General features: G+C 71.7%; 19 protein-coding genes. 7 read left to right on the forward strand and 12 right to left on the reverse strand.

The genetic code is table 11. The features are described 5' to 3' along the window. Positions 1-8 precede the first annotated feature (8 nt). From ACFYX3_RS26235 to zapE, 5 genes are all read right to left on the reverse strand, one after another. Positions 9-872 carry a polysaccharide deacetylase family protein gene (locus ACFYX3_RS26235; protein ID WP_389018110.1) on the reverse strand — a complete coding sequence of 288 codons (864 nt, stop codon included), beginning with the start codon at positions 870-872 and terminating at the stop codon, positions 9-11. An 86-nt stretch (positions 873-958) separates the two neighbouring features. Then, positions 959-1,834, reverse strand: a complete 876-nt coding sequence (locus ACFYX3_RS26240; RefSeq protein WP_389017935.1) for a PPK2 family polyphosphate kinase — start codon at positions 1,832-1,834, stop codon at positions 959-961. 72 nt (positions 1,835-1,906) lie between these two features. After that, a complete protein-coding gene (locus tag ACFYX3_RS26245; protein ID WP_389017938.1) occupies positions 1,907-3,268 on the reverse strand; it encodes an alkaline phosphatase PhoX in 1,362 nt (453 codons plus the stop codon). Between the two features lie 167 nt (positions 3,269-3,435). Beyond that, complete coding sequence (locus ACFYX3_RS26250) at positions 3,436-3,861, reverse strand: OsmC family protein (protein ID WP_116158292.1); 426 nt, start codon at positions 3,859-3,861, stop codon at positions 3,436-3,438. A gap of 33 nt (positions 3,862-3,894) precedes the next feature. Then, positions 3,895-4,980, reverse strand: coding sequence for a cell division protein ZapE (gene zapE, locus ACFYX3_RS26255; RefSeq protein WP_116158291.1), 1,086 nt, complete (start codon positions 4,978-4,980; stop codon positions 3,895-3,897). 36 nt (positions 4,981-5,016) lie between these two features. Here zapE and ACFYX3_RS26260 point away from each other — a divergent pair, with 36 nt between their 5' ends. The 4 genes from ACFYX3_RS26260 to msrB all read left to right on the forward strand — a co-directional run bounded on the left by ACFYX3_RS26260 (position 5,017) and on the right by msrB (position 8,340). Further along, positions 5,017-5,787, forward strand: coding sequence for a pyrimidine reductase family protein (locus ACFYX3_RS26260; RefSeq protein WP_389017944.1), 771 nt, complete (start codon positions 5,017-5,019; stop codon positions 5,785-5,787). Between the two features lie 106 nt (positions 5,788-5,893). Further along, positions 5,894-6,364, forward strand: coding sequence for an indole-3-glycerol phosphate synthase (locus ACFYX3_RS26265; protein WP_382659250.1), 471 nt, complete (start codon positions 5,894-5,896; stop codon positions 6,362-6,364). A gap of 164 nt (positions 6,365-6,528) precedes the next feature. Next, positions 6,529-7,920, forward strand: a complete 1,392-nt coding sequence (gene murC, locus ACFYX3_RS26270) for a UDP-N-acetylmuramate--L-alanine ligase (protein ID WP_389017949.1) — start codon at positions 6,529-6,531, stop codon at positions 7,918-7,920. 15 nt (positions 7,921-7,935) lie between these two features. Continuing rightward, positions 7,936-8,340: a peptide-methionine (R)-S-oxide reductase MsrB gene (gene msrB / locus ACFYX3_RS26275; RefSeq protein WP_376591006.1), complete on the forward strand. Its 405-nt coding sequence runs from the start codon at positions 7,936-7,938 to the stop codon at positions 8,338-8,340. A gap of 10 nt (positions 8,341-8,350) precedes the next feature. On the opposite strand, the gene ACFYX3_RS26280 is transcribed toward msrB, so the two are convergent. Further along, positions 8,351-8,824 (reverse strand): SgcJ/EcaC family oxidoreductase, encoded by a 474-nt coding sequence (locus ACFYX3_RS26280; RefSeq protein ID WP_389017953.1) that lies wholly within the window; start codon positions 8,822-8,824, stop codon positions 8,351-8,353. Positions 8,825-8,935: 111 nt separating this feature from the next. On the opposite strand from ACFYX3_RS26280, the gene ACFYX3_RS26285 reads away from it, so the two are divergent. Then, positions 8,936-9,379 carry a MarR family winged helix-turn-helix transcriptional regulator gene (locus tag ACFYX3_RS26285; protein WP_389017956.1) on the forward strand — a complete coding sequence of 148 codons (444 nt, stop codon included), beginning with the start codon at positions 8,936-8,938 and terminating at the stop codon, positions 9,377-9,379. Between the two features lie 19 nt (positions 9,380-9,398). On the opposite strand, the gene ACFYX3_RS26290 is transcribed toward ACFYX3_RS26285, so the two are convergent. From ACFYX3_RS26290 to ACFYX3_RS26305, 4 genes are all read right to left on the reverse strand, one after another. Further along, positions 9,399-10,181, reverse strand: a complete 783-nt coding sequence (locus tag ACFYX3_RS26290) for an SDR family NAD(P)-dependent oxidoreductase (protein WP_376591013.1) — start codon at positions 10,179-10,181, stop codon at positions 9,399-9,401. A gap of 86 nt (positions 10,182-10,267) precedes the next feature. Further along, on the reverse strand, positions 10,268-10,966 hold the full coding sequence (locus tag ACFYX3_RS26295; RefSeq protein WP_389017960.1) for a DUF4232 domain-containing protein: 699 nt from the start codon (positions 10,964-10,966) through the stop codon (positions 10,268-10,270). Between the two features lie 115 nt (positions 10,967-11,081). Then, positions 11,082-11,261 carry a DUF397 domain-containing protein gene (locus ACFYX3_RS26300; RefSeq protein WP_389017963.1) on the reverse strand — a complete coding sequence of 60 codons (180 nt, stop codon included), beginning with the start codon at positions 11,259-11,261 and terminating at the stop codon, positions 11,082-11,084. After that, positions 11,258-12,091 (reverse strand): Scr1 family TA system antitoxin-like transcriptional regulator, encoded by an 834-nt coding sequence (locus tag ACFYX3_RS26305; protein WP_389017966.1) that lies wholly within the window; start codon positions 12,089-12,091, stop codon positions 11,258-11,260. The genes ACFYX3_RS26300 and ACFYX3_RS26305 overlap by 4 nt, the downstream gene beginning before the upstream one ends. Positions 12,092-12,240: 149 nt before the next feature. Between ACFYX3_RS26305 and ACFYX3_RS26310 the strand changes: the two genes are divergently transcribed. Then, positions 12,241-12,702 carry an ATP-binding protein gene (locus ACFYX3_RS26310; RefSeq protein WP_389017969.1) on the forward strand — a complete coding sequence of 154 codons (462 nt, stop codon included), beginning with the start codon at positions 12,241-12,243 and terminating at the stop codon, positions 12,700-12,702. A 33-nt stretch (positions 12,703-12,735) separates the two neighbouring features. Next, positions 12,736-13,194, forward strand: a complete 459-nt coding sequence (locus tag ACFYX3_RS26315; protein WP_389017972.1) for a MarR family winged helix-turn-helix transcriptional regulator — start codon at positions 12,736-12,738, stop codon at positions 13,192-13,194. Between the two features lie 55 nt (positions 13,195-13,249). Here ACFYX3_RS26315 and fusA read toward each other — a convergent pair whose 3' ends face one another. Continuing rightward, on the reverse strand, positions 13,250-15,235 hold the full coding sequence (gene fusA, locus ACFYX3_RS26320; RefSeq protein WP_389017975.1) for an elongation factor G: 1,986 nt from the start codon (positions 15,233-15,235) through the stop codon (positions 13,250-13,252). Between the two features lie 253 nt (positions 15,236-15,488). After that, complete coding sequence (locus ACFYX3_RS26325) at positions 15,489-15,896, reverse strand: VOC family protein (RefSeq protein WP_116158275.1); 408 nt, start codon at positions 15,894-15,896, stop codon at positions 15,489-15,491. Between the last annotated feature and the right edge of the window lie 138 nt (positions 15,897-16,034).

Consider the following 16,034-nt stretch of genomic DNA (forward strand, 5'->3'; position numbering starts at 1 on the left):
GCGCCGGGTCAGCGGCGCATGAGCTCCGAGACCTTCACGAAGCGGTAGCCGCGGGCCCGGAGCTCGGGGACGATCCGGCGGATCGCCTGCTCGGTCACGGGGGCGGCGCTGCGGGTGCAGTGCATGACGACGAGCGAGCCGGGCTTCACGCCGTCGAGGACCTGGTCGGCGACGGCGTCGGGGTCCTTGGCGAAGGCGTCGCCGCTGACGACGTCCCACTGGACGGCGGTGACCCCGGCGGGCGCGAGGGCGCGCAGGGCGGCGTCGTCGTAGCAGCCGCCGGGGAAGCGGAAGTACGGGACGACGTTGACGGCCCCGGCGTCCCGGAAGGCGTCGAAGGCGCGCTGCACGTCGGACGCCTGGTCGGGTCCGGCGACGGTCGGCAGGCCGTAGCAGGGGGTCGCGAAGGCGTAGTGGCTGTAGGAGTGGTTGGCGATCTCGAAGCGCGGGTCGCCGCCGATGGACTTGGCCTGGGCGGGGTACTCCTCCGCCCAGCGGCCGGTCATGAACACGGTCGCGTCCACCTTGAGCCGGCGCAGGGTCGCGATGAGCTCGGGGTTGTCGAAGTGCTCGCCGCGCGCGGCCCGGGGTCCCTGATCGGCCGTCATGTCGGCGTCGAAGGTGAGCGCGACGACCTTCTCGGCGCTCTTCGCGCGGTGCGTGTAGACGGGGGTGAGGCCGCCCGGGCCGGGCGCCATGGTGGGCGGGGCGGCGGGGACGCGCGCGGGCTTGGGGCCGGGTGCGGCCGCGCTCGCCTTGGGCGAGGGACTCGCGACGACGGCCGCCTTCGCCTTCGGCTTGGGCGCGGGTGCGTCGGCCGCGCCGGTGCCGCAGCCGGCGAGGGCGGCACCCAGCAGACCGAGCGCCGCCATTCTTCGTACAGAAGTGTTCACGATCGGAAGTTAACCGATCAAAGTGATGATCGGATGACGGCTCGACGTTCACCCGCCGGATCGGCCTACGAGGCGAGCAGCCGCGCCCGGCACTCCTCCACGTCGAAGTCCCCCGGCGGGTACTTCGGATCCAGCGCCTCCAGGTGTTCGAGGAGCAGCTTGCTGATCGCCCAGTTGCGGTACCACTTGCGGTCCGCCGGGACCAGGTACCACGGTGCCTCGTCCGTCGAGCAGCGTTCGAGGGCCAGTTCGTAGGCCTGCTGGTACGCCGGCCACAGGGACCGCTCCTCGACGTCGCCCGGGTTGAACTTCCAGTGCTTGTCGGGGTTGTCCAGGCGTTCGAGGAGGCGGGCGCGCTGTTCCTCGTACGAGAGGTGGAGGAAGACCTTGACCACGGTCACCCCGTCGTCGGCGAGCGTCTTCTCGAAGCGGTTGATCTGGCCGTAGCGGCGGCCGAGCAGACGCCGGGGGACCAGTTCCCGGACCCGGGCGATGAGGACGTCCTCGTAGTGCGAGCGGTCGAAGATGCCGATCTCGCCCGGTTGGGGGAGCGCCCGCATGATCCGCCACAGGAAGGGATGGTTCCGCTCCTCCTGCGTCGGCGCCTTGAAGGCGTGGATGCGGCAGCCGGACGGGTTGAAGAGGCCGATGACGTGCTTGACCGTGCCGCCCTTGCCACTGGTGTCCATGCCCTGGAGCACGAGGAGCAGCCGCCGGCGGTCGCCGGCGGTGCTCGCCGCGTACAGGCGCTCCTGGAGCGAGGCGAGGCGCGGCCCCAGAGCGGCGGTGGCGGCGAGCCCCGCCGCCTTGTCGGCGGGGCCGGCCGGGGTCGCCCTCGCGTCGTACCCGGCGAGGTCGATCCGCTCGCCCTCGGGGATGCGCAGGACGTCGCGCAGGACGGGTTCCGGAGCGTTCCGTTTCTTCCCGTTGTTCTTCGCCATCCGTCGTCCCTTCCGTCGTCCCGCTCGACCTCTCCCGATCGATCCTGCGACGGATCCCGCGCGCCCGCTAGCTCAGCACCACGGCCCCGTCACCGCGAACGTCGTGCCGGGCGTGTAGCAGTTGACGTACATCGTCGAGCCGTCCGGGGAGAAGGTGACGCCCGCGAACTCGCCCCACTCCGGGGCCTCGGGGGTGCCGATGTTCTGTGCTCCCCGCGCGACCGCGTACACCTCGCCGTCCGCGCTCAGCCCGAAGACGTGCTGCGCCCCGTCGCCGTCCTCGCAGACCATCAGGCCTCCGGTCGGTGCGAGGCAGATGTTGTCGGGGGACTCGCCGGGGAGCCGGACGTCGGTGTCCGGGCCGAAGACCACCACCAGGGTCAGCCTGCGCCTGTGCGGCTCGTACTTCCACACCTGGCCGAAGTGCGTGGCCGCCGAGCCGTCCTTCGCCCGGGCGAAGGAGGACACGAAGTAGACGGCCCGCCCGCCCCAGTAGCAGCCCTCCAGCTTCTGGGCGTGGGTGATGCCCCGGGGGCCGAAGTCCTGGTGCCGGATCGGGGTCGCCGTGGCCAGGGGGTCCGGTACGGGGACCCATTCGACGCCCTCGAAGCGGGTGCCGGTCTCCTGGACCACGGACAGGTCGGGTACGCCCGGTACCCGCATGGCCTCCAGGGTGCCGCCCGCGCGCAGCGAGCCCGTGCCGCCCAGCGGCTTCTCCGGAAGGAAGCGGTAGAAGAGGCCGAAGGGGCGTTCGAAGGCGTCCTCCGTCTCGTAGACGATGCCGTTCGAAGGGTCGACGGCGATCGCCTCGTGCTGGAAGCGGCCCATCGCGGCGAGCGGGACGGCTCCCGTGCGGCGGGGGTCGGCGCCGTCGACCTCGAAGATGAAGCCGTGGTCCTTGGTGTAGCCGTTGGTGCCGGCCCGGTCCTCGGTCTCCTCGCAGGTCAGCCAGGTGTTCCAGGGGGTCGGGCCGCCCGCGCAGTTGACGGCCGTGCCGGCGATGGCGACCCGTTCGCCGAGGACGTTGTTCCGGCCGTCGAGTTCCAGGACCGTACAGCCGCCCTTGCCGGCCGGGTCGTACGTGAGCCCGGGGACGGTGGGGACGGCGATCTTGCCGGTGACCCGGTTCTCGTGGTTGCGGACGAGGTGCACCCGGCCGCGGCGGCCGGCGAAGGCGCCCATGCCGTCGTGGTTGCCGGGGACGAGGCCCTCGCCGGAGCGGAGCGGGTCGCCCTGCCGGGAGAGGACCCGGTAGCGGAAGCCGGCCGGGAGGTCGAGGAGGCCGTCCGGGTCGGGTACGAGGGGGCCGTAGCCGGCCGTGCGGGGCGCGGCGCTCGCGCTGCCGGCGAAGAGTTCGGAGAGAGCGCCCGTGAAGGCGATACCGGCGACGGACGCGCCGGTGCGGGAGAGGATCTGACGTCGCGTTGCGGACATGAGGCAACCCACTTTTCCTGTTCGGGGGTCTCCCCAGGCCGCAGGGCCCAGGGGGAGGACAGGTGTGTGATGTGACGTGTGACCCGCATGTGTGTATCACGCACTCTCGTGGCGCGTGAACTATGCGGGCCACAACTGCCTCGTGTGGCGCCCGTTCCGACCTGATGTCAGGCCAGTTCGGCGGTCAGCGTGATCGTCGTGCCCGTGAGCGCCTGGCTGACCGGGCAGTTCTTCTTGGCGTCCTCGGCCAGCGCCTGGAACTCGTCCGCGTCCAGGCCCGAGACCGTGCCGCGCACGGTCAGGTGGATGCCGGTGATGCCCTCGCCCGGCTGGAAGGTGACGTCGGCCTTCGTCTCCAGGCGCTCGGGCGCGTGGCCCGCCTTCGCCAGGCCGTTCGAGAAGGCCATGGAGAAGCAGGAGGAGTGCGCCGCGGCGATGAGCTCCTCGGGGCTCGTCTTCCCGTTGGGCTCCTCCGACCGGGCCGGCCAGGAGACGTCGTACGAGCCGAGACCGGAGGAGTCGAGAGTGACGACGCCGGAGCCCTTGAGGAGGTCGCCCTGCCAGATGGTGTGGGCGTGACGCACGGTGGCCATGTGAATCCCTTTCGATCGGGTACGGCCCCCAAGCTACTGCGCCACGAGCCCCTTCGCGTCGCGGGCGAGCGCGGTGAGCCGGGAGATCGCCCGGAAGTACTTCTTGCGGTAGCCGCCGTTCAGCATCTCGTCGCTGAAGAGCTTGTCGAAGGGGAGACCGGAGGCGAGCACGGGTATCTCGCGGTCGTAGAGCCGGTCGGCGAGGACGACGAGCCGCAGCGCCGTGGACTGGTCCGGGACCGGCTGGACGTCGGTGAGGCAGACGGCGCTGAGGTCGTCGGTGAGGGCGCCGTACCGGCTCGGGTGAACCCTGGCCAGGTGTTCGAGCAGGTGCGGGAAGTCGTCGAGGGAGGCGCCCGGCGTCGCGTACGCGGTCTGGGTGACGACCTGGTCGGAGTACGGGGACGGGGCCTCGGGCAGACCGCGGTGGCGGTAGTCCTCGCCGTCGATCCGCAGCGGCCGGAAGTGGGCGGAGAGGCCCTGGATCTCGCGGAGGAAGTCGGCGGCGGCGAAGCGGCCCTCGCCGAGCTTGCCCGGCAGCGTGTTCGAGGTGGCGGCGAGGGCGACGCCCGACTCGACGAGCTTGCCGAGGAGGCTGGAGACGAGGACGGTGTCGCCCGGGTCGTCGAGCTCGAACTCGTCGATGCAGAGGAGACGGTGTCCGCTCAGCGTCTGCACCGTCTGCTGGAAGCCGAGCGCACCGACCAGGTTGGTCAGCTCGACGAACGTGCCGAACGCCTTCAGCGCGGGCTCCGCGGGGGTCGCGTGCCACAGCGAGGCGAGCAGGTGGGTCTTGCCGACGCCGTACCCGCCGTCCAGGTAGACCCCGCGCGGGCCGCTGGGGGCGGCGGGCTTCTTCGCGAACCAGCGGCGCTTCCCGGCGCCGGTGGCGTGCGCCCCGCCGAGGCCCTCGGCGAAGGTGCTCAGCGTCTTGACGGCGTCCGTCTGGCTCGGCTGGTTCGGGTCGGGGAGGTACGTGTCGAAGCGGACGGAGTCGAAGCGCGGCGGCGGCACCATCTCCGCGACGAGGCGGTCGGCGGGGACGTGGGGCTCTCGGGAGCAGAGCGAGAGCGGGGCCGCTTCCTGGGAAGCCGCTTCGGTGAGGGCACGGGTCGACACAGTTCCCCACTGTAAGCGCCGTGTCAGACTTCGATCATGCGCCAGCTCTTCCCTGTGACGGACATGACAGCCTTCAGCGCCGCCTCCGACCGGGAGTGGTCGCTCGACGGCCTCGCCGACGCCTACGCGTATCCGGAAGGAGACGGTCCGTGGCTGCGGGCCAACATGGTCTCCTCGCTCGACGGCGCCGGTCAGCACGAGGGGCGCTCCCAGCCGCTCTCCTCCGAGACCGACATGCGGATCTTCGGCATCCTGCGCGGGCTCGCCGACGTGGTCGTGGTGGGTGCGGAGACGGTACGCCTGGAGGGCTACCGCCCGGCCCGCGCGCGGGAGGCCTTCGCGGACCGCCGCGCCGCCGCCGGCCAGGGCCCGGCGCCCGTGATCGCCGTGGTCAGCGCCTCCCTGAACCTCGACTTCTCGCTGCCGCTCTTCACCGAGCCGCTGCTGCCGACCCTGGTCCTCACGGGGGCCGCCGCGCCCGCCGAGCGGGTCGCGGCCGCCCGGGAGGCGGGCGCCGAGGTGCTGATCGCGGGCGACGGGGCCGGGGTGGACCCGGCCCGCGCGGTCGAGGTGCTCGCGGAGCGCGGGCTGCGCCGCCAGCTGACCGAGGGCGGGCCCCGGCTGCTCGGCCAGTTCGTGGGGGCGGGCGTCCTCGACGAGCTGTGTTTGACGATCTCCCCGACGATGACGGCGGGGGACGCCCAGCGCATCGCCGGAGGCCCCGCGGTGGCCGTCCCGACACGCTTCCGGATGGCTTCCGTGCTGGAGCAGGACGGCTTCCTCTTCACCCGATACCGTCGGATCTGACAATCGTCGGAATTTGCCGTTCCGCTTAGCGTCCGCTGGGCACACTTACTGTCGCAGACCCCGTGCGGGCACGGGGAAGGATGGTTTCCGCAGAAGGGCTCCTGAGGTGTTCACAAGCGTTCTGATGATCGAGAAGCCCCTCACGTCCGTCGACGTGGAATTCGTCACCACCCTGCACGGCGACGAGGGCATGTCCTTCATCGTTCTCATGCAGCCGCGTGGTGACCAGGCCGATGTACTGCTGCGTGCCATCGACGACGTCGCCATGGGCGAACTGAAGGATGCCGCCCACGAGGGCGACGAACCGGAGGGCAAGGAGGCCCGGCCGCTGGCCGAGAAGGCCCTGGAGGTCTCGCTCCAGGCCCTGAGGAACGCCGGCTGCGAGGCGGTCGGCCAGGTCGTCGAGGACCACCCGCTCGACAAGATGAAGGCGGTGGTCGACGAGTCGGAGGCGGACGAGGTGATCGTCCTCACCGCCCCGCACTACGTGGAGGAGTTCTTCCACCGTGACTGGGCCTCCCGGGCCCGCCACAAGGTCGGCGTCCCCGTCCTGAAGCTCTTCGCCCACAGCGAGTAGCGGGAAGGCCGGGTCCGCGCCCCGTGCAGGGGGCGCGGACCCGGGCCCGCTCCGCCGCGCCCCGCCGGGCACGCGCCTGGCGAGCCACTAGGCTGGGGGCTTCCAGATGCTTACCCGCTGCGCGCGCGGCAGGCAGTCACGAGACACCCCGGGGAGAGATCCGCATGGCACCCGCCATTCCCGCCGCCATGGAACGGCCGCACTTCATCGGCATCGGCGGTGCCGGAATGTCGGGCATCGCGAAGATCCTCGCCCAGCGCGGCGCCAAGGTCGCCGGCAGCGACGCCAAGGACTCCGCGACCGCCGAGTCGCTGCGCGCCCTCGGCGCCACCGTGCACATCGGCCACGCCGCCGAGCACCTCGCCGACGACGCCTCCGCCGTCGTCGTCTCCAGCGCCATCCGCGCCGACAACCCCGAGCTGGCCCGCGCCGCCGAGCTCGGCATCCCCGTCGTCCACCGCTCCGACGCGCTCGCCTCCCTCATGGACGGCCTGCGCGCGATCGCCGTCGCCGGTACGCACGGCAAGACGACCACCACCTCCATGCTGGCCGTCGCCCTCACCGAGCTCGGCCTCGACCCCTCGTACGCGATCGGCGGCGACCTGCACGGTCCCGGCACGAACGCCCGGCACGGCGCCGGCGAGGTCTTCGTCGCCGAGGCCGACGAGAGCGACCGCAGCTTCCAGAAGTACGACCCCGAGGTCGCGATCGTCCTCAACGTCGAGCTGGACCACCACGCGAACTACGCCTCCATGGACGAGATCTACGAGTCCTTCGAGGCCTTCACCGCGAAGATCCGCCCCGGCGGCACCCTGGTCGTCGGCGAGCACGCGGGCGCCCGCGAGCTGGCCCGCCGCGTCGCGGACCGCGAGGGCCTCTCCGTGATCACCGTCGGCGAGTCCGAGGACTCCGACGCCCGCATCCTGAAGATCGTCCCGAACGGCATGAAGAGCGAGGTGACGGTCCTCCTCGACGGCGTCGAGCACGCCTTCACCGTCTCCGTCCCCGGCCGCCACTACGCGCACAACGCCGCCGCGGCCCTCGCCGCCGGCGCCCGCGTCGGCATCGACCCGGCCGAGCTCGCCCAGGCCCTCACCGCCTACACCGGCGTCGGCCGCCGCCTCCAGCTCAAGGGCGAGGCCAAGGGCGTGCAGGTCATCGACTCGTACGCGCACCACCCCACCGAGATGACCGCCGACCTGGAGGCCATGCGCGGCGCCGCAGGGGCCTCCCGCCTCCTCGTCGTCTTCCAGCCGCACCTCTTCTCCCGCACCCAGGAGCTGGGCAAGGAGATGGGCGACGCGCTGGCCCTCGCCGACGCCTCCGTCGTCCTCGACATCTACCCGGCCCGCGAGGACCCGATCCCCGGCGTCACCAGCGAGCTGATCATCACGGCTGCCCGCGCCGCCGGTGCCGACGTCACGCCCGTCCAGGACAAGACCACCGTCCCGGACGTGATCGCGGGAATGGCCGCCCCCGGCGACCTCGTTCTCACGATGGGCGCGGGCGACGTCACGGACCTGGGTCCGCAGATCCTCGCCCGCCTGTCGAACTGAGGGAGTGGACGAACGATGGCGTACGAGGTCGAGAAGCCGGACGAGGAGTGGCAGGCGCAGCTGACCCCGTCGGAGTACCAGGTGCTCCGGCTGGCCGGCACGGAACCCGCGTTCCGCGGTGAGTACACCGACACGAAGACGAAGGGCGTCTACTCCTGCCGCGCCTGCGGGGCGGAGCTCTTCACGTCGAACGAGAAGTTCGAGTCGCACTGCGGCTGGCCGTCCTTCTACGACCCGAAGGAAAGCGAGGCCGTCGAGCTCGTCGCGGACACCTCGCACGGCATGATCCGCACCGAGGTCCGCTGCGCCCGCTGCGGCTCCCACCTGGGCCACGTCTTCGAGGGCGAGGGCTACCCGACCCCGACGGACCAGCGGTACTGCATCAACTCGATCTCGCTGCGGCTGGAGCCCACGGAGTGACCGAACGCCCCTAGGCCTGCGGGCGGGTCTTCGGCTGGGCGCGGAAGGAGAACGCCTCCGTCAGGGGGCGGTGCCTGGTCTTCTGGACGGCGGCGATGCGCCAGTCGCCGCCGTCCGTGCGGACCAGGGTGTACGTGGCGAGCTTGCCGAGGCGGCGGGGGCGGCGCGCGCCCTTGTGGACCTCGCCCCGGGTGACGGCGATGGCGGTGCCGGGCGCGGGGAAGCGCAGGTCGACGATGTCGACGACGAGCTTCGTGCCCTTGAGGAAGCTGTCGAAGAGCGCCTGGTGGGCGCTGCCGATCTCCGTGGCGCCGCGGTAGACGGTGCCGACGAAGGTGACGTCGGTGGCGTCCTCGGTGAAGAGAGCCCCGTAGGCGGCGCCGTCGCCGCGGCCCCATGCTTCGGCGCTGGAGCGGAGGAGCGCGTGGATCGCGGCGGTGTCGGTCTCGGTGCCGGGGGCGGTGGTGCGGGCGTGGGTGTGCATGGTGGTGCTCCCTTCCGTGGTATCTTCCGCAAGGAAGTAACTTCTTAGAGGAAGTCTCTTCCTTCGTAATTTCTCTTCTCTTAGGAAGAGATTAGGGAGTGGGGAGCCCCGATGTCAACGTCCGAGATGCCGTCCGACGCGAGCGCGATCTACCGCCGTTATCTGAGCGCCGTCCTGCTGCACGGCCACGCCGGCGCGCGCGCCGTCGGGCTCGGCGCCACCGACCTGTACGCGCTCAACATCCTCGACCTGGCCGGGCCCATGACCCCCGGCGAGCTCGGCGAGCGCACCGGTCTGACCACCGGGCCCACCACACGGCTCGTCGACCGCCTGGAGAAGGCCGGCTACGTCCGCCGCGCCGCCGACCCCCACGACCGGCGCAAGGTCATCGTCGAGCCCCTCGACCGGCCCGCCGGTCTCGACGGGGCCCTCGACCCGGCCCGCCGCCGGATCGGCGAGATCCTCGGCGGCTACACGCCCGAGCAGCTGTCCGTCCTCTTCGACTACTTCACCCGCGCCGCCGAGGCCTACCGAGAGGCGGCCGAAGAGCTCTGACCCGCGGCCGGAGTCGTCGCTAGTGGACGGAGAACCCGCCGTCCACGAAGAGGGACTGGCCCGTCACGTACGCCGAGGAGGTGCTCGCCAGGAAGACGGCCGCGCCCGCGAAGTCCTCGGCCAGGCCGTTGCGGCCGACCATCGTGCGGGCCGCCAGGGCGGCGACCTTCTCCGGGTCGGAGGAGAGGCGCCGGTTGAGCGGGGTCATCACGAAGCCGGGAACCAGGGTGTTCGCGGTGACGCCGTACGGGGACCAGGCCTCGGCCTGTGAGCGGGCCAGCGACTCCAGGGCGCCCTTGGACACCCCGTACGCCCCGCTCTGCACGAACGCGCGGTGCGCCTGCTGCGAGGTGATGTGGATGATCCGGCCGAAGCCCCGCTCGGCCATCCCGGGCCCGAAGCGCCGGCCGAGCAGGAACGGCGCCTCCAGGTTCACTGTCATCGTCGTGTCCCACACCTCGTCGCCCAACTCGCCGAACGGCGGACGCAGGTTGATGCCGGCCGAGTTCACCAGGATGTCCGGCTCCCCGAACACGGCCGCGGCGGCCTCCGCCCCCGCCTTGATGCCCTCCCGCGTGCTCAGGTCCGCGGTCACCCAGGCCGCCCGGCAGCCGTCGGCCGTCAGCTCGTCGACGGTCGCGACGAGCTCGGCCTCCTTGCGCGCCAGGATCACCACACGCGCCCCCGCCCGGGCCAGTGCCCCGGCGATGGCCTTGCCGATGCCGGAACTGCCGCCGGTGACCAGGGCGTTGCGCCCTTCCAGCGAGAACAGTCCGGAGAGGTAGCCGGCGGGGGTGCTCATGGAGGTCGCTCCTCGTGTCGTACGGTGCCGGCCGCACGTGTGCGGTGAGCGGCCGGTCCCCGCATCCTGACACACGGGTCTCGACGTCACCGGGCCTTGAAGACGAACCTCTCGACCTCGCTGCGGTCCAGGTTCCAGAACGTGACCGAGGGGTTCCGGCCCACGTTGACGAACTGGACCTCGTCGGAGAACGCGACGTCGATCGGTGACCCGTCCTCGGTGCTGCTCGGGTCCGCGTACGCGATGCCGAACGACTTGTAGGCGTCCGTCTTCTCGCCCCCCAGGAACAGCTTCACACCCGCGTACGCCTTCCCCTTCGGCCCGATCGTGGCGATCGCCTTCGCCGGGGACTCCATCGGGGTGAGCGGGCTGTCGGCGTCCTGACCGAAGGTGATGAACGGGTAGTTGTAGAGGGTGCACGGCTTGTCCGTGACGTTGGTGGCCGTGATCAGGAGGTGCTGGCCCGAGTCGTGCGCCCAGTACGACGTGCCGATCGAGACGTCCTTGTCGCCGCAGGCCGGGGCCTTGCCCGATCCCGTGGCGGACGGGCTCGCGGACGGGCTCGTGGAGGTGGTCGCGCTGGGCTGCGGTGCTTCGGTGGACGGGCTCGGGCTGGGGTCGGCGGGCCGGGTGGTCGCGCTCGCGGTCGGCGTACCGGAAGGGGCCTGGCTCGCGGCCCCGTCCTCGGTACCGCCGTCCGGCCCGCACGCCGTGGACGAGAGGAGCGCGGCGACGGCCGCGGCTCCCAGGGCGTACGTCTTCCAGCTCCTGCGGGCAGCGCGCATGGTGATCCCCCGTGTCATTCGCATGGCTCGACGAGCAGATTCTGCACCGGCTCGGCTGCCGTATTCCGGTGCAGGACTGCTCGTTACGAACCACGGACATGGAGGTGATGCTTCCTCAGCCGAGCTGGTCGAGGAACTCCGTCCAGGTGCCGGGGGAGAGGGTCAGCCGGGGGCCGGTGGGGTTCTTGGAGTCGCGGACGTGGACGGTGGTGGGGTCGGTGGCCACCTCGACGCAGTTGTCGCCGCTTCCGCTGCTGTAGCTGCTCTTGAACCAGGCCAGTTCAGTCGTGCTCATAGTGCTCCTCGGATCTCCCGCAGCAGGCTCGCGGATGCTTCTACGGACAGAGCCTGTGTCCGCATCCTGGCATATCGCTGTTGGAGGATGCTGACCACTTTGGGCTCGGAGATGAGCTGGCCGGTCTCCTGGCCCTCGCAGTACGCGTACCAGGTGTTCTCCTCGGTCTCCAGGAGGCACAAGGGGCCGCCGAGACCCGCGTGGTACCCGCGCGATTGCGACATCACCTGGATGTCGATGTTGCGCCGCTCGCAGAGATCGAGGATGTGGTCGATCTGCTCGCGCATGACGTCCGGGCCGCCCATCCGGCGGCGTAGTACGTGCTCCTCGATGATGAAGCTGAAGATCGTCTCCGGGCGTTCCGTGAGGATGCTCGCCCGCTCCATGCGGGCCACCAGGTTCGAGGCGATCTTGTCGTCGCTCATCGCCGGGATCTGCTCCTCGAAGAGTGTCCGGGCGTACGCCGGGGTCTGGAACAGGCCCGGCACGAGTCGGTTCTCGTATGTGTACAGCGTCACCGCCAGCGGCTCCAGCTCCGCCCACGCCGCGAACCACTTCGCAAGCCCCGCCCTCCGCGTCAGGTGCTTCGCCGCCGCCTTGATGACGCCGAACGCCTCCAGCACCTCCTCCGCGCGGTCCACGAACTCCTTCGACGGCAGTCGCCTTCCCTGTTCGATCGAGGCGATCATCGGCACCGAGTACCCCACCAGCGGGGCGAACTGTTCCTGTGTCAGGCCCGCTCGCCTGCGGAAGACCTTGACCACTTCCCCGAAAGCCCTCAGGCTCTCCGACGTCTCCGGTTCGCTGCCCTTCGGGACCTCGTCCGTCACCCCGCCACCTCCCGTACCGATGTGCTCGCGCTGAACGCATCAAGGTTCACCGATAGTCACCGGTACAGTCCAGGGAGTGAACCCGTACGCTGTGCAGCGTACGAGTTTCTGAGCTGGTAACTCGCCCCGGGCGACGTCACATTGGCCCCATGACCTCCCCCGTGACCCGCGAACCCGCCGTCACCGTACGTGTGTTCACCCAGCGCTTCAGCTCGACCCCGCGCGGCGCCCGCCTCGCCCGCCGGCTGGCCCTCCATCAGCTGGACCGTTGGCGGCTTCCGTACGGCTCCGAGACCTCCGACGCCGTCGGGCTGCTCGTCGCCGAGCTCGCCGCCAACGCCGTGACGCACGGCCGGGTGCCCGGGCGCGACTTCGAGCTGACGCTCTCGTACACCCCGGAGCTGCGGCTTCGGATCGACGTCTCCGACACCCGGGGGGAGCGCCGCCCCGCGCCCGTCGCCCCGGGGCCCCTCGACGAGGGCGGCCGTGGCCTGCTCCTCGTCGAGGCGCTGGCCACGCGGTGGGCGGTGCTCGACCGCGTACCGGTCGGGAAGACCGTACGGGCCGAGCTGGACCTCGCCGCTCGGCGGGCCGTTCGCGACGTGCCTTGACCTCAAGTCTGCTTGAGGTCCTACGTTCGCGTCATGACCACCACCGATCCTTACTCCCAGGAGCAGCTCGCCGCCCAGCCCATCGGTTACTGGAGCCGCGCTGCAGCGGACCGCGTGATCGGCGGCCTCCGCGCCGCCCTCGCCGAGGAGGACCTCACCCAGCCGCACTGGTGGACCCTCAACCACGTCGCCGGCGCCCCGGGCGAATGGACCCGCCCCGCCCTCACCGCGAAGCTCTCCCCCTACGACGACCAGCGCACCGACTTCGACGCCGTCTACGACGACCTGACGGCCCGCGGCTGGCTGACCGAGGCCGCCGGCCGTCTGACCCTCACGGAGTCGGGCGAAGCCGGCCGTCTTCGGGCCCGCGGCCGCAATGCCGAGGTCCACGCCCGCATGCGGGTCGGCATCGACGACGCCGAGTACGCCGCGACGATCGACGCCCTCCGCCGCATCGTCGCCAACCTCGGCGGCGACGGCACCCTGCCGTGACACCCGGCGGTGGGCCCGCACCGGCCTGCGGGCCCACCGTGTCCTTCCGGTGGTGCTACGGCGCCGGGGCGTACCCCGCAGGACGGGTGGTGAAGGTGCCCCGGCCCTGGGTGCGGCCGCGGAGGCGGGACGCGTAGCCGAACAGTTCGGCCAGCGGGACCGTCGCCGAGACCACCGCCGTGCCGGAGCGGGTCGTCTGGTCCGTGACCCGGCCCCGGCGGGCCGCGAGGTCGCCGAGGACCGAACCGACCGACTCGGCGGGGACGGTGACCGTCACCTCGGCCACCGGCTCCAGGAGCGTCATCACGCTCGCGCGGAGCGCCTCGCGCAGGGCGAACCTGCCTGCCGCGCGGAACGCCATCTCCGAGGAGTCCTTCGGATGCGTGGCGCCGTCCGTGAGCGTGACCCGGACACCCGTCACCGGGTGGCCGCCGAGGGGGCCCTCGACGAGGGCGTCCCGGCAGCCGGCCTCGACCGCGCGGACGTACTCCTGCGGGACGCGGCCGCCCGTGACCGTCGAGCGGAACGCGAACTCCTCCTCGTCGCCGGCCGGTTCGACGTCGATGACGACGTGGGCGAACTGGCCCGCCCCGCCGTCCTGTTTGACGTGGCGGTGGAGCAGACCCGTGACGCCCTTCGTCACCGTCTCCCGGTACGCGACCTGCGGACGGCCGACCGTGACCTCGAGGCCCCGGTCGCGCCGCAGCTTCTCCACCGCGACCTCCAGGTGCAGTTCGCCGAGACCCGACAGGACGGTCTGGCCCGTCTCCGGGTCGGACCGCACCACGAGCGACGGGTCCTCCTCCGTCATCCGGGCGAGGGCCGTCGCGAGCCGGCCCGTGTCCGTGCTGCGGCGCGCCTCGACGGCGACCGAGACCACCGGGTCGGCGGTCGTCGGCGGTTCGAGGACGACCGGTGCGTCCGGCGCGCACAGCGTCGCACCGGCGCGGGCGGACTTCGGCCCGACGACGGCGACGATGTCGCCGGCGCGCGCCTGGTCCACCTCGGTCGCCCGGTCGGCCTGGACGCGCAGGATGCGGGAGATCCGCTCCGTGCGCCCGGCGGCGGTGTCGAGCACGGTGTCCCCCTTCCCGATCGTGCCCGCGTAGACGCGGAGGTAGGTCATACGGCCGGTGGCGGTCGCGTTCACCTTGAACGCGAGCGCGGTGAACGGCGCCTCCGGGTCCGCCGGGACCTCGCCGCGCACCGGCGGCATGTCCGAGGGGGCCGGGAGGTACGCGACGACGGCGTCGAGCAGCGGCTCGATGCCCCGGTTGCGGTACGCCGAGCCGCACAGCACGACGACGGCCTCGCCGGAGAGGGTGAGGTCGCGCAGGGCGCCCGTGAGGGTCCCGGCGGAGAGCGCCCCGTCCGCGCAGAACTCCTCCAGGGCTCCCGGGTGCAGTTCCGCCACCGTCTCCTCCAGGACTCGCCTGCGCCGCCGCGCCTCGTCCGCGAGCTCGTCGGGGACCGGCAGGTCGGCGAAGGTGTCGGCGCCGTCGGCCCACACGTACGCCCGCATCCCGACCAGGTCCACGACTCCCGTGAAGCCGTCCTCGCGCCCGATGGGGAGCTGGACGGGGAGCGGGACGGTGCCCAGGCGCGTACGGATCGACTCGACGGCGTTGTCGAGCTCCGCGCCCGCGCGGTCCAGCTTGTTGACGAACGCGAGGCGCGGGACGCCGTGCCGGTCGGCCTGGCGCCACACCGACTCGCTCTGCGGCTCGACGCCCGCGACGGCGTCGAAGACGGCGACGGCGCCGTCGAGGACGCGCAGCGAGCGTTCGACCTCGTCGGAGAAGTCGACGTGACCGGGCGTGTCGATCAGGTTGATCCGGTGGTCCGCCCAGTCGCAGCTGACGGCCGCGGCGAAGATGGTGATGCCCCGGTCCCGCTCCTGCGGGTCGAAGTCCGTGACGGTCGTGCCGTCGTGGACCTCGCCGCGCTTGTGGGTGGCACCGGTCAGGAAGAGGAACCGCTCGGTGACGGTGGTCTTGCCGGCGTCGACGTGGGCGAGGATGCCGAGGTTGCGGATACGCATGGGGTCGTGCCTTTCGCTGCTGCGTGGAGAACGGGCAGCGCGATTCCCGGACGGATCGCCGGCGGATCAGTACGTCACGGGTCGGCGATGGCGGGCGCGCAGCCGCCATCGGCCGGAGCGAGAGGCGAGGATCACGTCGAAGCGGCGCGTACGCACGGTCGGCTCTCCTCGGTGGACACTCTCGCGGCACGGCGCACCGGTCGGTGTGCCGTGCCGCGAGTGTAGGGAGCGCCGCCGCGCGGGCGACACCGAATTATTCGGCGGGCTGCAGAAGGTCCCAGCGGTTGCCGTAGAGGTCCTCGAAGACGGCGACCGAGCCGTACGGCTCGTGGCGCGGCTCCTCCAGGAACTTCACCCCGGCGGCCGTCATGCGCTCGTGGTCGCCGGCGAAGTCCTCGGTGTGGAGGAAGAAGCCGACGCGGCCGCCCGTCTGGTTGCCGACGGAGGCCTCCTGCTCCTCGTTCTTCGCGCGTGCAAGGAGCAGCCCGGCGTTGCCGAGGCCGCCGACACCGGCCGCGCCGCGCGGTCGGACGACGACCCAGCGGCTTCCGTCGCCGCGGTCGGTGTCCTCGACCAGCTCGAAGCCGACGGCGTCGGTGTAGAAGGCGATGGCCTCGTCGTAATCACGGACGACGAGGGTGACGAGTGCGATGGACGGCATTTCCTCAACGTAATACGCGGAGGGGGAGGAACCCACCCGCGTCGACCCGCGTCGTGGCGGGGGATGACCCTTGTGGAAGGGAGGGTAGGAACGAGGGTGGGGAGAGGGTCGGGGGAGGGGTGGTGGAAGCGGTCGTCC

The sequence above is a fragment of the Streptomyces sp. NPDC002463 genome, assembly GCF_042889835.1.
Classification (GTDB): Bacteria; Actinomycetota; Actinomycetes; order Streptomycetales; family Streptomycetaceae; genus Streptomyces; species Streptomyces nymphaeiformis.

Excerpts from the sequence above, each read along its gene's own strand:
- ACFYX3_RS26235 (WP_389018110.1), bottom strand. The coding sequence starts at position 872 with ATGGCGGCGCTCGGTCTGCTGGGTGCCGCCCTCGCCGGCTGCGGCACC.
- ACFYX3_RS26240 (WP_389017935.1), bottom strand. The coding sequence starts at position 1,834 with ATGGCGAAGAACAACGGGAAGAAACGGAACGCTCCGGAACCCGTCCTG.
- ACFYX3_RS26245 (WP_389017938.1), bottom strand. The coding sequence starts at position 3,268 with ATGTCCGCAACGCGACGTCAGATCCTCTCCCGCACCGGCGCGTCCGTC.
- ACFYX3_RS26250 (WP_116158292.1), bottom strand. The coding sequence starts at position 3,861 with ATGGCCACCGTGCGTCACGCCCACACCATCTGGCAGGGCGACCTCCTC.
- ACFYX3_RS26260 (WP_389017944.1), top strand. The coding sequence starts at position 5,017 with ATGCGCCAGCTCTTCCCTGTGACGGACATGACAGCCTTCAGCGCCGCC.
- murC (WP_389017949.1), top strand. The coding sequence starts at position 6,529 with ATGGCACCCGCCATTCCCGCCGCCATGGAACGGCCGCACTTCATCGGC.
- msrB (WP_376591006.1), top strand. The coding sequence starts at position 7,936 with ATGGCGTACGAGGTCGAGAAGCCGGACGAGGAGTGGCAGGCGCAGCTG.
- ACFYX3_RS26280 (WP_389017953.1), bottom strand. The coding sequence starts at position 8,824 with ATGCACACCCACGCCCGCACCACCGCCCCCGGCACCGAGACCGACACC.
- ACFYX3_RS26285 (WP_389017956.1), top strand. The coding sequence starts at position 8,936 with ATGTCAACGTCCGAGATGCCGTCCGACGCGAGCGCGATCTACCGCCGT.
- ACFYX3_RS26290 (WP_376591013.1), bottom strand. The coding sequence starts at position 10,181 with ATGAGCACCCCCGCCGGCTACCTCTCCGGACTGTTCTCGCTGGAAGGG.
- ACFYX3_RS26295 (WP_389017960.1), bottom strand. The coding sequence starts at position 10,966 with ATGCGCGCTGCCCGCAGGAGCTGGAAGACGTACGCCCTGGGAGCCGCG.
- ACFYX3_RS26300 (WP_389017963.1), bottom strand. The coding sequence starts at position 11,261 with ATGAGCACGACTGAACTGGCCTGGTTCAAGAGCAGCTACAGCAGCGGA.
- ACFYX3_RS26310 (WP_389017969.1), top strand. The coding sequence starts at position 12,241 with ATGACCTCCCCCGTGACCCGCGAACCCGCCGTCACCGTACGTGTGTTC.
- ACFYX3_RS26315 (WP_389017972.1), top strand. The coding sequence starts at position 12,736 with ATGACCACCACCGATCCTTACTCCCAGGAGCAGCTCGCCGCCCAGCCC.
- fusA (WP_389017975.1), bottom strand. The coding sequence starts at position 15,235 with ATGCGTATCCGCAACCTCGGCATCCTCGCCCACGTCGACGCCGGCAAG.
- ACFYX3_RS26325 (WP_116158275.1), bottom strand. The coding sequence starts at position 15,896 with ATGCCGTCCATCGCACTCGTCACCCTCGTCGTCCGTGATTACGACGAG.